Raw genomic sequence first — 16,813 nt, forward strand, 5'->3', positions numbered from 1 at the left:
ACCTCTTGTGGTTTAAATATCATTTGATTTACAGAATGTTTCTTGAAAATTTAAATTTGGCTAAAATAGTCTTCTATAAACTCGCCTAAGACTTCTACGAGGTCAAAAATGAGGTTGAAATTGCCCAAACGGGTTTTTGCTACCCTTTTAGAAAAGTTATGAGCAATAGCAATCAGACCAAATTCAATATTTACTTTGGCTGTTTTGGTAAGTGTAAATCTTTTAAATCCTTTGTTTTACTTGATGTTTCCAAAAATCAGTTCTGGTTCAATACATCTTTTACTATAATTTCCCCTTGCCAACACACTTTCTGAATCCCATATTACATTGAATTTAAGTCTTTTATCTTAAGATTGTATTTTATTTCTATCCTACTATTGACCTGCGCTTTAAAACATTGCCCACGCAAAGGACTAAAATATTTAGTGTGGTAAAATCAGTAGAAGTATGGTTGGTTGAGGAATATGTAATGATTAGATTTTCTGTAAAAATCTGAACATTATAACCCGTTTTTAATTGTCCGTTGCGCAAATGATCTTCTTTCATGCGCATAAAAGTAATGCTACCCGTGAAAAAGTATTTTCAATATCATTTTAGGATGATAGCTGAATTTTACCCCCGCCCGCCTTTAAACTATGAAATAATGTCTGAAATTTCTAACTGTTCAACAATACTAATCTATTAATCGGATAAAATAATTCTCTGGGATCAGATCATTTAAATTCAATGGAAAAAAATCTTGCTGATAAACCGAATGTAGTTTAAAAACTGGCTGCATAATCATTGATTTTTAGTACCTAGATATAGGAAAAATCAAACCAAAAACAAAAAACTGCCCGAAATTACTTTACGGACAGCTTTCTATATTTGGAAGTTTAAATACTATTTATAAACACTTTCTTTTTTAAAGTGTAGCGTTAATAAGTAGTATACTACTGCTCTGTATTTATTCTTGTTTGAGCGCCCGTATTTTTCTAATACTGCATCAATTCCTGCATCTAAAGCGGGACCATCTGGCAAGCCTAATTTTTTGATTAAAAAATTATTCTTTACAGTATCTAATTCCGATTTTTGAGTTCCTGCAACTGTAGCTGCATCTGCGTTATATATTGACGGCCCACAACCGATGGTTACTTTTGTCAATAAATCCATATTCGGAGTTACGCCGCATTTATCTTTTAAGTCAGCAGCATACTTTACAATTAATTCGTCTCTTGCGCTCATAAATAAAATTTTAATATTTGATTAATACTAGTTTATATTCTCAAATTTAAGCATTTATTCTATACAAGCCTTTATTTTAAGTAATTTTTATGAAAATTAAACTTACAATAACTCTTTGAAAAACTGAAGTAATATTTTATCGTTTTCGACTGTTGGTGTAAAGATTTCTAAAATAGCTGGTGCCTCATTTACATTATACAATGTTTCTAGTCCTGATTGTAACGAACTTTCATTGTCTGCTTTTATGTAATTCATCTTAAACATTCCTGCCAGATGCTCGGCGGTTAAATGATGTGAAGTTTCAAAAAAGGTATTAAACACTGGTTGTTCCTGATGTCCTGGCAAAATACGGAAGATTCCTCCTCCTCCATTATTTATGATTATAATCTTAAATTTTTTAGGGATATAACTGTTCCATAAAGCGTTACTATCGTACAAGAAACTAATATCTCCTGTAATAAAAACTACTGGTTTAGAATTGCCAACTGCAGCTCCTATGGCTGTCGATGTACTACCATCGATACCACTTGTACCACGATTACAGAATACACTAATAGATGAATCGATGTCTATTAATTGTGCATATCGAATGGCTGAACTGTTACTTATTTGTAACTGACTATCCTTAGGCAATGATTCTATTACTTTTTCGAATACTTTAAAGTCCGAAAACGGAATTTTACTTAAATATTCCTTTGCTCTTACTTTTCTTAAATCATTTATTTTATTAATTCTTGAGAAGTAATCGCTCTCTATAGATTTTGTTTGTGATAAAAAGGCTTGAAAGAAATCATTTGGGTTTGTTTTTATATGCTTTGATAAAGCTCCAAATGTATCATAAGCTCTTAATGTATCTATATGCCAATGTTGTTTTGGTTTGTACTTTCGTAAAAACGCCTTTATACGTTTAGAAACGATCATTCCTCCAAAAGTTATCAGAATTTCAGGCTGAAAATCTTCAAAATCGATTGCTGTAAATGGTGTAATTAATGTATCGATACTATTAATAAAACTCGGATGATGTAAATTAGACGTTGTTTCGGTTAAAACTACTACTGATTTATCATTAGCCAATCCTTCGATTATTTCTTTATTAATTGTGTCTGGCTCGTTTACTCCCACAAGTATCATCTTACGAGTCGATTTGTTCCAAGCAGCAACCATATCGGCTAAATCTCCAATTGTTTCTGGCTGGTTTTCTTTTACGTAAGTGTTTATTATTGGGTTTACGGTAAGTTCTGAAACGGTTTCATACAATGGCTCTTCAAATGGTGCATTAATATGTACTGGTCCTTTTTGAGCTCTGGCTGTATCTATTGCTTCGTTTATTTTCTTATCGTTTTCGAGCGAAACATCTTCGTGTAAATTAGCATTGTATATGGAATGATTTATATACACGTTTTCCTGACGAATGGTTTGCCCATCGCCAATATCTATCTTGCTTTGCGGACGGTCTGCTGAGATTACAATAAGTGGAATCTGGCTATAAAACGCTTCTGCAAAAGCGGGATAATAATTTAATAATGCTGAACCCGAAGTACATACTAAAGCTGTTGGCTGCCCGGTTTGTTGTGCGATTCCTAATGCAAAAAATGCAGCACATCTTTCGTCGGCTATACTATAGCACTGAAAAGCCGGATTATTAACAAATCCTATGGTTAAAGGTGCATTTCGTGATCCTGGAGATATAATTATGTTGGTGATTCCTTTTTCTAAACAAATCTGAATGATACTCTGAGCAAGAGGTATTTTGGGGTAAATCATTTTCTTGGAAATTATAAAGTACAAAGTTAGTAAGTTCAGAAATGATTTAGGGTATAAATAACAATATATTACCATCTAATTATAGAAAAAGGAAATATATTTGTAACTATTATCTTTACTAAAAACAGTAGAATCATGCGTTTTATTTATCTATCCTTACTTATCCTTTTTATTCATACCGGAAATGCTCAAAAACAATTTGTTCACGATGATATTACTTATAAAGATGCATTGGTTAAGGCTAAACAAGAAAATAAACCTGTTTTTATTATGCTTTATGCTACTTGGTGTCCGCATTGTAATGCAATGAAGAATAGCACTTTTCAGGACGCTACGGTAATGGCTTTTTTAAAGGATAATTATATTTGTGTCTGGAAAGATATTGATAAAGAAGAAGGTCTTGCTCTAAAAACGAAGTTTGACACTAAATCACTACCTAGTTTTTTGATTGTTGATGCTAATGAAACTGTTTTATATAATTTGAAAGGTGAAATAAAAACTCCTGAATTTTTAAACGAAATTAAAAATGCCTTAAATCCAAAAATGCAATTGCCTTATTTGGAGTCTGTTTTTATGGCTGATCCAAGTAATGCTAATAAATGTTTGGCTTATTTAAATACGTTAAGAAAAGGCCGTGAAAGAGTCGATTTATCTAAAGCTACTCATACTTATCTTGCCACACAATCAGACGCTCAATTGCTTACCGAAATGAACTGGCGCATTATTGCCAATGGTGTGAGCGATATACAATCGCATGAATTTCAATATGTATTACAACACCAAAAAGAGTTCGGAACTGTTGCTTCTGCTGATCGTGTAGAAAAAAAAATAATTAATATCGTTACCGAATTACTTCGTCCTTATACTGAAAGCCTGGATACTACTAATTACTACAAACAAAGGGAAATTGCTAAGACGATTAAGCTTCAAAAAACTGATTCTCTTATTTTTTCTTATGATTTAACCATTGCAGAAAGAAGCACTAATTGGGGATATTATAAGAAAACAACTTTAGATGGAACTCAAAAATATGTGTGGAATACTCCGAGTATCTTAAAAGAAATCGGTGAAGTATACTTAAAAAACATTACTGATGTCGAAAGTCTTAAAAAATCAATAGAATGGGTAAAACGTTCGTTAGAACTAAATGATTCTTATGATGGGAATTTACTATTATCCCGCCTTTATATTAAAATTAAAGACAAAAAATCGGCTTTGGTATATGCTAAGAAAGCAAAAGCTATTTGCAAGGAAATGGATTGGGACTCTAAAGATGCCGATGCTTTACTAGCAGAACTTAAATAAAACTACAAATAATACAACTCAATATGTCTGCTACACTTCGACAAGCCACCTCTGAGGATTTAGAAAAAATTCTTGATATTGTTAACTATTCTATTTTACATACTACGGCTAATTATAGCTATGAAATTCAGACTATTGATGTTCAGCAAAAATGGTTTGAAGATAAGAATGCTAAAAACCTGCCTGTTATTGTAGCCGAGCTAGACGGTGAAGTTATTGGTTTTGGTAGTTATGGTCCGTTTAGAGAAAAAATTGGCTATCAATACACCGTAGAGCATTCTGTGTACGTTACAGAAAACACTATTGGCAAAGGTATTGGTTCTAAATTATTGACTGAATTAATTCGGCTTGCCAAGGAACAGGGATATCACGTTATGATTGGTGCAATTGATGCCGACAATGCAGGAAGTATTACTTTTCATGAGAAGTTCGGATTTGTAGCAACTGGAACTATTCGTGAAGTTGGATATAAATTTGACCATTGGCTGGATTTGGTTTTCATGCAATTGATTCTTAAATAGAAATCTATTGGAACAAAACTACACTATCGAAAAAGGTTTTCTTGAGGTCAGTAAACTTCATAAAATATATTATGAGGTTTGCGGAAATATAAATGGAATTCCGTACCTATTTGTTCACGGAGGGCCTGGTGCTGGTTTTTCTGAAAATGACAAGCGTTTCTTTGATTTTAAAAAACATAAAGTGATTTTTTTTGACCAAAGGGGCTCTTCTAAAAGTGAACCTTTTGGCTGTATAGAAGAAAATAACACTCAACATTTAGTTGATGATATCAATGCACTTTTAAATCATCTGAATATTGATAAAATCAACATTTTTGGAGGTTCATGGGGAACAACTTTAAGTCTTGTATATGCCATTAAGAATCCTGAAAAAACTAAAAGTCTATTGCTTAGAGCTGTTTTTCTGGGAGATAAAAAATCAATTGACCATTTTACTAATGGCGGTATCAAAGATAAGTACCCAAAAGAATGGAATCGGTTTGAAAATAATGTCCCCGTAAACTCTAGACAAAAAATATCTGAATATTATCTATCACAGATGTTAAACGGAACAGCCGAAAACAAGGAATTCTATTGTTACGAATGGGCATTCTACGAAATATCTATTTTTAAACAAGAATTATCAGATAAGGAAATTGATGCTATTGTAAAACAAATTCCCTATCATTCTCTTTCAATATTAGAAGCACACTATCTTGGTAATAATTGTTTTATTGAAGAAGGCTATATTACTAAAAATGTGGATAAGCTAGATAGTATACCAATAACTATAATTCATGGAGAAAACGATGTAATTTGCCCAATTGAATATGCTCAGGAACTACATGAAAAATTAAATAATTCTGTTTTATATATTGAAAATGCGGGACATTCTGACACCGAACCTGCAATTGAAAATAGAATTATTACATTTTTAAACAACTAAAAAGAAGTTAGCCACTAATTTTTACTAATTATAAACTTTGTGACCTTTGCATATCCCGAAGCGCAATATCATTAAGTTAAGCTCTTTTTTAGCCAGTCATGGTTAATTGTATTCTCGACAAAAATTGTCTATAAGGGAACGCGGATGACACAGATTCGCTAAAGCGAAAACACAGATAAAAACGGATTTTCTCTCGTCCTGACACTCAATGTCATTAAGTTAAGAAATTTCAGATTGAAGGTACGGTGTTTGTAAATAGTAAGATTGTCGATTTTTCTTAGGTTTCATTCATCTGAAATCAATCCCGACGCTTCGGGACGTTAATCAAAAATCATCAATCATTTTTCTCTATTTTCCCTTAACTTAATAACATTGAACGTCGGGATTGTGGTCTTTGCGGTTAATTTTTTGCACCAATTTTTACTAATTCATTCATTTAAAAAGAGTTCGTTTGAATTAGTATCAAACTGTTCAATTAGGACCTATTTTTTACATTATTGATGTTATATACTGCTTTAATATGTTTTTTTATTCTTGAATTCTTTATAATCAATTTTTCATAGAGTTTGAAAGCTTGAAGTTCTTTGTTTGACAAATCATCTTTGCAGGACCAGTTCCAGAGCCTGTCTCTATAGACTAAATGTTCATTTACCATATATTTTTCGTGATCTACTATTGGTTTTATAATAATACTCATCTTACTACATTTATATTTTTATCTCTGAAGAATCAATCATTAAATACAATTTTAAAAGTTGCTCCTTCACCTACTTTACTACTTACACTTACTTGCCCTTTCATAGCTTCGATTTGATTTTTTGCAATATATAAACCTAATCCTTGTCCGTCTTTATGTCTATGAAATGTTTTATACATTCCAAATAATAAATCCCCGTATTTATCCAGATCAATTCCTAAACCGTTATCGGCTATGGTCAGCGTTTTTTTTTCGTTTTCTATAAAGAAGTTTAATTTAATTATCGGAAAACGATTGGGATGTGCATATCTAATTGCATTTGTAAAAAAATTCAACAACACACTTTCTAAATAGGCCGGATTAAAATTAACAACAGTTCCTACGGGAATATTGTTTTCTATAGCTACTTTGTTTTTATGATTGTATCCATTAATTAAAGACAAAACTTTCATGAAATAAAAATTTATATCTAATGGCTTAACCACTATGTTTAGGTTATTCTGAATATTAACTATCTGAGATAAATCGGTTAATGTGTCGTTTAAGTCATTAGAAACTGTTCGCAGATTCATTAAAGTTTCGATATCGTTTTTATTTCCTTTTAATTCATTAATATCCAAAAGCAATTTAATATTACTTATATGGGTGTTTAAATTATGTGAAACGATATATGAGAAATTCAACAAGCGATGTTTTTGCTTGCGGTATAATTCTATCTTATTTTTTAATTCTAATTCTTTCTCTTTTTGGGAAGAGATATCAATATGCGTTCCTATAACTCTTAATGGTCTCCCGTTTATATCCCGTTCTATAACTTTACCTTTGTCCAGAATCCATTTATACTCTCCATCTGAAGTTATTATTCGATGGTAATTTTCGTAAAAGGGTATTTTTTTATCAAAGTGTTTTTGAATGGTTGCATAATATTTTTCTAAATCATCTGGATGGACTATTTTATCCCAACGTTGTGAGTTATCAAAAGTATCTGTCAATTTTAAGTCAAGTATTTTCATTGATTGCGACGAATAAAAAACGGTATTTGTTCTTATATCCCAGTCCCAAACTCCTATGGAGGACGCTTCTAATGCAAATTGAAAATGCTCTTCTGATAGTTTAAATTTTGCTTTTTGTTTTCTTAAAGCAATTGCTTTGGGGATTCTTTTAGATAAAAACTTATCTATAAATAGGTATATAGCTTTTAGCTTATCTAGCTTTATTTTATATAAATTAGTATTTCTGTATTTAACTTTATCAAAGATTAACGGCATACTTGTTTTTTACTTTATTATAACCCCTTTTATGCAACTATATTTAGATAGAACTTTAATTCGGCTCTCATTTCTGATTTAACTTTGGTTGGATCAAATAATAGTATATCCTCTATTTTTTCTAGTTTTAATTTCATTTCTTCATTTAGGGTCGAAACTATCAATGGAACTCCTCTTCTATGTATTTGCATTAAATCTATTAACTCTTTATCCGAATAAACCACAAATAGCATTACGGCATATTCTTCTACTTCTCCATCGAAGTTTTTAAAATTTTTATATACATCGAATGCAAAATGTTCTTTGAATTCATATTTTAAGAATCTCGAAAAACATTTCTGACTATCATATACCAATCCTCTTTTTTTCTTCATCGTTTCCTTATAATTTAGCTCTGAGCAAAACCCAAAACTGTTATTATATTCTTATAGTATTGATTTGTATCATTCCTTATCAATACAAATTGAGAAACAAAAACTGTTCAAAATCATTTATTGAACAATTTTTGTTTTATAATCTAATCTTATTGCTGGGCTTAATTAATATATAAATACCCGCTTTTTTCAATTCTTGATTCTGTATTTGTTTTATAACGCAGAATATAAAAATACGTTCCAGCTGGTACGATATCTCCATTTTTAACCGTTGATCTTCCTTCAGATATACCACGGAATACATTATTGTTTAATCCGTATCCATTAGCTTCATAAATCTTTACTCCCCAGCGATTATAAATCTCTACGGTATTGTCTGGATAATGCTGCAGCCCTTCTATTTTAAAATAATCATTTAATCCATCTCCATTGGCAGAAACTGCATTATAGATCACTACACCTGTAGGAACAACTGCTGCTTCTGCACGGTTATTATCTGGATTAGGATCTGTAGGTGTTGAATCCTTTAAATAAGCTACATTAAGATAATCTCCTGTATCCAGTACTTTGGCTGTTAGCGTTAATGTTTCGGTTGTTCCCGCAGCTAAAACTGGAAGATTCCAAACACCATTGACACTATTATAATTGCCTGAAGTAGTTGTTGCCATTACGTAACTATACCCCGATGGTAACATTTCGTCGATGCTTACGTTTTTAAAATCACCTGTTCCAATATTGGTTGTTGTTATTGTAAATATTACGTTTTCTCCAATTGTTGGTGTTGGATTGTTTACCACTTTTCCTATTGCTATATCTGAACAAACCGCTATTGTTACTGGAAAATGTATCGTAACAATCGGGGTACAATTAGAAACATTGATAAACTCTACTCCGATTGAACCATTTCCTGCTGCTGTCCATGTAACAGTCACGAAATCATCATTTAATTGTCCTCCTGACTTAATTACACCTCCTGCAACAATCCAATTATAATCGGACATCGCTGCTGTTGTTCTGTAGGTTACCTCATCGCCTATACATGCTGTAGTATTCCAACCGATAGTTTCTCCTGGTAAATCGGTTTTAATAATAGCTGTTACAGCTAAACGTACTACGTTTTCACAAGCTCCAACTCTTAACGAACCATAATAAATTGCTCCATGATTTAATGCTCTTTTAGTCGAAATTATATTCCCTGCAATTGGAGCATCATACCAAATGACATTATTTTCATTAGTAACTAAATCGCCAACTGTAGCTTTTTCATTTAAACAGAATTCTTGGTTAGCATCTCCTGTTGGTGCTTTTGCATCATTAATTATTGCCGTTACGGCTAAACGTGTGGCACTTTCACACGTTCCAACGGTTAAGGATCCGTAATAAATAGTTCCATTTATTAATGCTGTTCCTGTCGGAATTATATTCCCTGCAATTGGAGCATCATACCAAATGACATTGTTTTCATTAGTAACTAAATCTGAAACTGCAGCGTTAGATGCTAAACAAAATTCCTGAGTAACATCTCCAGTTGGAGGTAGTATTTCGTTAACAGTTACCATCACTGGCATACCAGCATTCGCTTCACATGCATTATCACCTTTAACTGTTACATAATAAATTTTATCAGCTGTTAATACAGGAGTAGTAAAACTAGCTCCAACGCCTAAAACATCTGTCAAAGCTGCATCTCTGTACCAAGTAAATACTGGATTGATAACAGTAGAACTACTTGCTATTAATACTGCTGTTTCTCCTACACAAATTTTCTGGTTTCCTATTTTATCTATTACTCCTTCAGGATTTACCTTAATAGTAAATACAACTGGAATACCTGTGCAGCCAGCAGCTGTAGGTATTACTGTAATTGTAGCAATTTCTGTAGAATCACTAGTATTAATCGCTGTAAAAGCAGGTATATTTCCTGTACCAACAGCAGCTAAACCAATTCTAGGATTATCATTTGTCCAACTATAAGTAGTTCCTGCTATATTACTATCAAAAACAATTTCTGAAATTATATTATTGGTACAAATCTCTTTATCAACTGGTTTAGTCAAGATTATATCTGGATTTACAGTAATGGTAAATGTAAAAGACCCCGTTCCGCAAACAGTCCCAATTGGATGGACCGTTACTGTTGCTGTTACTGGCTTTGTTCCACTATTAATTGCTTTAAAAGAGGGTATATTAGGGCTTGAAATCCAATTATCTTCTAAACCTATACTCCAATCATCAACACTCCAAACATATAAAGTCCCGGGATCATTACTATCAAAATTAATATCTGGAAAAATACATTGATTGCCTGATATTTGTGGAACTGGTGGCGTTACAACCAAAGCAGGATAAATTGTTGCCGTTACTGCAAGACGAATTTCGCTTTCACAAAGTGGGTAAACATGTGAAGCTGCGTAATAAGTTGTTCCATTAACCAAAGGAGTATTCGGCGTAACAAACCTACCAAACTCTGGACTATCATACCATTCGACATTAATCCCCGATACTACTAAATCGGCAACTGTAGCTGCTTCACAAAAGGATTGATTGGTATCTCCAATAGGTGTGTCAGGATGTGGATTTACAATAATAGTAAACGGTTTAGCTGTACCCGGCAAATTTTCACAAACACCATCTCCTTTTACAGTTATATAATAAGTTGTTGTTACAAGAGGTTCTAACCATATTGGCGAGGTACCTATTGGATTTGTTAGCGTTTCATCATCATACCAAGTAAAAATAGGATTACTTATTGTTGTGTAAGGAGGCAACGTAATACCTATACCTGGGCATATCGTTTGGTCGAGAATACTAATATCGGCAGCAACAGCTAATCGATTTATTGTAACTGTTACAGCTAATCGAGAGAGACTAGCACAAATACCCGATTGTAACTCCCCATAATATGTTCTTCCATTTATTAAAGATGTATTGTTTGGTATTGCAATACCTCCTGTTGCTACAGTGTACCAAATTACGCCTGTTTCATTAGTTACAATGTTACCTACTGTAGTGGCTGTACAAAATTTTTGCACGGCATCTCCCGTTGGTATTGCTGGTGTTGGCTTTACTGTTATAACTATCTCTTTGGCTGTGCCGGGTAAATTTTCACAAACATCATCTCCTTGTACGGTAACATAATATGTTGTTGTAATAGTTGGAGTAACGCCATAATTTTCGCCTGTAGCAATTACATCTGTCAAGGCAGCATCACTATACCAAGTAAATACTGGATTAGCAACGCTGGATAAAACAAGCATATCAGCCCCCATTCCTTCGCAAATTGTCTGACTAAGTCCTGTAATAGCGGTTGCAGTAGCTCTTCTCTTAACTTTTACCTCTATCTTATCTGTTACAATACATCCAGAACGAGTAATAATATTTACCGAATATTCTCCAGATTGAGGATTATCAAGTACCAAAGTATTAGAAGTTTGAGTAGTTCCATCTGGCAGCCTCCATTCGGCACTAGTTATCGGACCTATTGATTTAACTGATAAATTCAATGTATCTGTATCACATAAAACATTGGTTCCCGTAATAACATGCCCTAAATTACTAACATAATCCATTTTAAAAGAAGCTTCCAATGCTGTTGGATAACAAGCCGTTTCTACTTTTACCATATAATCACCTGCGGTAAGATTAGGAAAATCAGAGGAACTTTGCCCTACAACAGGATAATCGGTATCTGTAGACTTTTTTAAGTAATACATTGGCGATGTTGCATTTTTCAACACAACACTTAGTGTCCCCGTTGTAGATCCAGTACAAATTACTCCTCCTGATCCATTCATGTCAAACACAGGAAATTCTGATTTTACATCAAGTTCCCAAGGTCCTCCATACACATTTGTTGGAGTATAATAATCGACCAGGTTTATTTTATAAAATCCTGTAATATCGCCTCGAAAAGCTGCTGTTACAGTTTCGCGGAAAGACATTGGCCAACTATAACTACTATTTACTATTGCATTAGTTTCAGTATAACCTGCTGGACCATCAATTACTTTAAAACCTATTTGGGGAACATTGAACATAGATTCAAAACTCGTACTGGGATAAGGTCTTAATAATCCCTGATTACTAATTTTATAATTAAATGTTTTTATATAACGATCACAAGATACAGGATCTGGTGTAATGGTTGAAGTAACCGAAATATTATCTATTACTCTATCTAACGTAGTTGTAAAAGTCCTGTCATAACATCCTGTTACCGAAGTAATATGAACAGAATAATTGCCCACTTCCAGATTATCACTAATCAATGTACCACTATAGCTCATCGTGTTAACCGTTTTCTCTAGATAAAAGCCATTGGGACCTGTAACTGCTATAGTATAAGGCATTGGTATATAATAATCTAATTTAATACCAAGCTGACTCTTACCAAAGTTTTTAAAATCGGCCATACTAGCCAATTCAAGCGGTAATTCATCTTGATTATAGTAACGAAAATTAGCTGGATCTATAAACACTTCTGTTCTTGAATTCATGTTTATCCATTGCCCTCTTGTTACGTTTACAAAAGAAAGTCTGTTTAATTCACTTCCATTAATATCTGTAAGTTTAAAAGTATAAGTATTTCCTATCGCTAACTGTGCTTCAAAATCATTTTGGTTTGCTGCTGTTATAGTGTATTGTTTTGGAGGTACTACTCCATTTTTTTCAGTAATGGTTAAAGTAAGTGGATCACAAAAACCCGAAAGTAATGATAATCTTGATAATGTGACTAAACCTGTTGGGGTACAAAGCGTACTTGCTTTATCATCGGCTAAGTAAAATGTTAATCCCGCATTTGCGATAAGCTTAGGCAAAAATTCATTTTTACGAGATGGCAGGTTATAAATAGTCGATTTTTCTATTCCGCAAATAGAAACCCATAAAGTCATAGATTTCCACGCATTTATATCCAATGGCAAAGGTTGCTTATAAGCTATAAGCTCATTATAAGTCATATAAGGCGTTTTTACACCATCATATTCTACAGCATACATTCTTGTCATTCCTGGTGCTTGCGAAATAGGAAACACATCATTACCTGTAATTACAGGAATCCCACCAGAATAACTAAAATCATAATAAGCATCGGTAACAGGGTCACATATTGTTCCTGCACCACCATGAGCAACTTTAACATTATTGTCCCAATACCAGTATGTAGGCGTAGTAACAGTAAAATTATAAACAATATTTGGGGCAATAACATAAGGACTATTACTGTTTACAATTGTCCCGCAATTGTCTTTTACTCTTATTTTATAAGTACCAGCAGGCATACCTTGAAAATTATAACTACTATATGAAATTTCTTCTCTTACTATTACATCATTAGTATCTAATATTGTTATTGTATAAGGAACAGCACCTCCATTGGGAACAACTGTTAATCTTGACCCAGGATTTGTATCCGTAGCACAATAAGCCAATCGGTTAGAATAAATATTATTTATTGTTAATGTCCTTCCTGATCCATAATCTGGTACAATAACCTCTTTGGTTATTGGAGTCGATGCATTGTTGTCATCATATACTCCTACAGTATAAGTACCTGGTGCCAAATTTAAAAAAACAGGATCATCTTGGGGAGTACCAATTACTGATCGGGTTACTTTATAATCTACCAGTTCATATTGTACTCTTCCAACTGCATTAGTCGCCGTTACTGTAATCGAACCATCGTTTACACAAAAGGCTGGTGTACTCACTGTCGTAAAATCAAGTACTTGAGCTCCTCCTACTAATGGCAGAAAACCCAAAAGCAATATTAGTAATTTTATATTCTTCATATTTTTATATTGTAATTCTTTGAACTAAATAATTTCTATTTACCCATATTTATAATAAACTCACTACGCCTATTGGCTAGATGTTGCTCTTCTGTACACGATACGCCATCATTACAACCATTTATCAATTGTGATTCTCCATATCCTTTTGCCGTTAATCGGCTTTTATCAATCCCATTTTTAATCATGTATTTCATCGTAGCCTGTGCTCTTTTTTCTGATAGCTTTTGGTTGTAAGCTATACTTGCGCGGCTGTCTGTATGAGAACGAATGTCAACTTTCATCATTGGGTATTCATTCATAACAGCTATAATCTTGGCTAGATCATGCTCTGCAATTGGATTAATATTTGATTTATCCAATTCGAAATGAATATTAGAGATCCCAAAAACTTTTGCTAAATCATCTCCAGTAGTAATTGTTTTTACATTTTTACTTAAAGCAAAATCTTGTTGTGTTTTTCCTGTAATTTGAGAAGTCGTAACATTAACTTCTTTTGTTTCGTAGTCTTTCTGTAAAACACGTACATAATAATTTTCTTCGCATACAACTTCATGAGTATATACTCCTTTATCATTGGAATAAACCTCTTTTAATAAATTAAATTTCGAGTCGAATAATTGTACTTGTACATTAGCCAAAGGCGTTCCTGCAACATCATCGGTAATAATACCTACAAGTTCTTGGTCACAATTATAGGTTAAGGGAAGTTTCTCTTTTAGTTTGAAGATATCATCATAACCCAGAGTGCCTTCTCTATTTGTCGAGAAAAATCCCTGTTTGGATTGTGAATTAATCCAAAAAGCAAAATCATCATTACTGCTATTTACTGGTGCCCCAATATTAAATACTCTTTGGTAGGTATTGTTTTTTTCTAATGGTGATACAAAAATATCCAGTCCGCCTAATCCAGGATGCCCATTTGAAGCAAAATACAATTCATTTGCCTCCGAAATAAAAGGGAATGTTTCTTTTCCTTCAGTATTAATTTTATCTCCTAAATTTTCTGGGGTTCCAAAACTTCCATCAGCATTAATTGCTACTTTAAATATATCCGAATCTCCTTTGGTTTCGGGCATATTCGAAGCAAAGTAAAGTGTTTTCTCATCTGGACTAAGCGCAGGATGTGCTACACTATATTCATTGGAGTTAAAAGGTAATTCGACAACATTAATCCATTTATTATCTTTTAAAACTGCTCTGTATATTTTTAAAAGAATCGTTTTGTCTTTGCTTTTTTGATTCTTCCCGTCCAAGAAATTATTTCGGGTAAAATACATCGTTTTCCCATCTTTGGTAAATACCGGAGTTGACTCGTTTACATGAGTGGTTATTACTTCCGAAAATCGTTTCGGAGTACTTAGATGTCCATTATCATCAATAATTGCAGTATATAAATTGGTAAACGATTGATTTGTCCATTTATCTCTGCGCTTTATAAATCCCATTGTATCTCTTGCCGAAGTAAAAACCAGTTGATTACCTAGAAAACTAGTTCCATAATCCGAGTATTCCGAGTTGATTCCTGCATTCTCTACAGTATATCTCCCTGAGTTTTTCTTAATCACTTCCAGAAAGTCCTTTTGCTTATTATACAATTGAGCTCTGCTATCCTGACCAGATTTCAGGCTGAATTGATCCAGTATTGCATCAGCTTTTTTATAATCTCCTATCGCTTTTAAACTTTGTGCATAACGATAGTAATACTTTGTTGGTACGGTTTCTTTTAAATCAAAAAGTGCTGTGTACCATTTTTCGGCTTTGGCCAATTCACCATTGAAATAATATGCATTTCCTAATTTCTGAAATAAGTCCGTCGATTTATATCCTTTTCCGGCTATATTTTCGTAAACCTTTATAGCATCGATATAAGCAAATTGATCATAGTTTTTATCTGCTGTTTTAACTTCTCTCTTTTGAGCAAAAGCAATACTGATACTGATACTGAACAGAAATATAAATAGTAATTTTAGTTTCATATGTAGTTCTATTTTGTAATAAATTGGATCTTAAAAGAATCGAGGAGAAACGATTCTGGTATAATTTTTAAAAAGCTCAAACCGTAGAAAAATCTCATGTGAACCTGAGTTGTAATTTGCCAACCTGGTTGTTTCGGCATCATAAGCATAGCCAATCAACAAACCATCAGATACCTGAAAACCTACCATTGCACTTAAAGCTGCACTCCAGCGATAAGCAACTCCAGCGGTGAATTTATCATCGAATAAAAAATTAGCCGATATATCTACTTGTAAAGGAGCTCCATCAACCATTTTTGTCAATAAGGAGGGTTTGAATTTTAAATTGTAGTCTAAATCGAAAACATATCCTGCCATTAAATAATAGTTTATGCGCTCTTTGGCAACATAACTATAAGCACTTTTATCAAAATAACTATTCTCTAATATTTTAGGAATCGATAATCCAACATAAAATTTATCTGAGTGTAAATAAACTCCTGCTCCAATATTTGGAGAAAACTTATTATCGATATTATCTTGAAAATTGGGATCTAAAGGATCATAAATATTTAGTTTGGTGTAATCGACATTAAGTAAACCTGCCGTAGCTTTTAACCCAAAAGATAATTTATAGTTAACCGAAGTATTGATTGTATAAGAGAAATCGGCCGCAATGTCATTCTCAGTCATTGGTCCTATTTGATCATTGATAACCGATATTCCTAAACCAACATTACTATTGTTAATAGGCGTATTAAAAGATAGGACATTGGTAAGCGGAGCGCCATCTAACCCAACCCACTGATTCCTATGCAAACCAAAAATACTCATTACGCCACGTGAACCCGCATAAGCAGGATTTATACTTGTTGTATTGTACATGTATTGTGTGTATTGCGAATCTTGCTGCGCCCAAGCAGCACTATATACCAATAGTGCTACTAGTATTAGCCTTATTCTTTTATTTCCCATTACTAAATAATTT

The 16,813-nt window shown here is 33.1% G+C and carries 10 protein-coding genes; 3 read left to right on the forward strand and 7 right to left on the reverse strand.

Annotation, left to right across the window (positions count from 1 at the left end):
- Positions 1 to 882: 882 nt before the first annotated feature.
- Together B8T70_RS07730 and menD are read right to left on the reverse strand one after the other, a co-directional pair.
- Positions 883 to 1,224 carry a DUF2853 family protein gene (locus tag B8T70_RS07730; protein WP_086894506.1) on the reverse strand — a complete coding sequence of 114 codons (342 nt, stop codon included), beginning with the start codon at positions 1,222 to 1,224 and terminating at the stop codon, positions 883 to 885.
- 102 nt (positions 1,225 to 1,326) lie between these two features.
- Complete coding sequence (gene menD, locus B8T70_RS07735) at positions 1,327 to 2,988, reverse strand: 2-succinyl-5-enolpyruvyl-6-hydroxy-3-cyclohexene-1-carboxylic-acid synthase (RefSeq protein WP_086894507.1); 1,662 nt, start codon at positions 2,986 to 2,988, stop codon at positions 1,327 to 1,329.
- A gap of 135 nt (positions 2,989 to 3,123) precedes the next feature.
- Here menD and B8T70_RS07740 point away from each other — a divergent pair, with 135 nt between their 5' ends.
- From B8T70_RS07740 to pip, 3 genes are read left to right on the forward strand one after another with little or no spacing between them, the layout of a single operon-like run.
- On the forward strand, positions 3,124 to 4,293 hold the full coding sequence (locus B8T70_RS07740; protein ID WP_086894508.1) for a thioredoxin family protein: 1,170 nt from the start codon (positions 3,124 to 3,126) through the stop codon (positions 4,291 to 4,293).
- A gap of 23 nt (positions 4,294 to 4,316) precedes the next feature.
- Complete coding sequence (locus B8T70_RS07745) at positions 4,317 to 4,814, forward strand: GNAT family N-acetyltransferase (protein WP_086894509.1); 498 nt, start codon at positions 4,317 to 4,319, stop codon at positions 4,812 to 4,814.
- 7 nt (positions 4,815 to 4,821) lie between these two features.
- Positions 4,822 to 5,739, forward strand: coding sequence for a prolyl aminopeptidase (pip, locus tag B8T70_RS07750; protein ID WP_086894510.1), 918 nt, complete (start codon positions 4,822 to 4,824; stop codon positions 5,737 to 5,739).
- Between the two features lie 729 nt (positions 5,740 to 6,468).
- Here the strand turns inward: pip and B8T70_RS07755 are convergent.
- The 5 genes from B8T70_RS07755 to B8T70_RS07775 all read right to left on the reverse strand — a co-directional run bounded on the left by B8T70_RS07755 (position 6,469) and on the right by B8T70_RS07775 (position 16,800).
- On the reverse strand, positions 6,469 to 7,704 hold the full coding sequence (locus B8T70_RS07755; RefSeq protein WP_052250177.1) for a PAS domain-containing sensor histidine kinase: 1,236 nt from the start codon (positions 7,702 to 7,704) through the stop codon (positions 6,469 to 6,471).
- Between the two features lie 29 nt (positions 7,705 to 7,733).
- Entirely contained in the window at positions 7,734 to 8,078 is a 345-nt protein-coding gene (locus B8T70_RS07760; protein WP_039120067.1) for a hypothetical protein, read from the reverse strand.
- 161 nt (positions 8,079 to 8,239) lie between these two features.
- Entirely contained in the window at positions 8,240 to 13,867 is a 5,628-nt protein-coding gene (locus B8T70_RS07765) for a gliding motility-associated C-terminal domain-containing protein (RefSeq protein WP_086894511.1), read from the reverse strand.
- A 35-nt stretch (positions 13,868 to 13,902) separates the two neighbouring features.
- A complete protein-coding gene (locus B8T70_RS07770; RefSeq protein WP_086894512.1) occupies positions 13,903 to 15,846 on the reverse strand; it encodes an OmpA family protein in 1,944 nt (647 codons plus the stop codon).
- 30 nt (positions 15,847 to 15,876) lie between these two features.
- Entirely contained in the window at positions 15,877 to 16,800 is a 924-nt protein-coding gene (locus B8T70_RS07775; protein ID WP_086894513.1) for a type IX secretion system membrane protein PorP/SprF, read from the reverse strand.
- Between the last annotated feature and the right edge of the window lie 13 nt (positions 16,801 to 16,813).

This window comes from Flavobacterium sp. AJR (assembly GCF_002156885.1).
Classification (GTDB): Bacteria; Bacteroidota; Bacteroidia; order Flavobacteriales; family Flavobacteriaceae; genus Flavobacterium.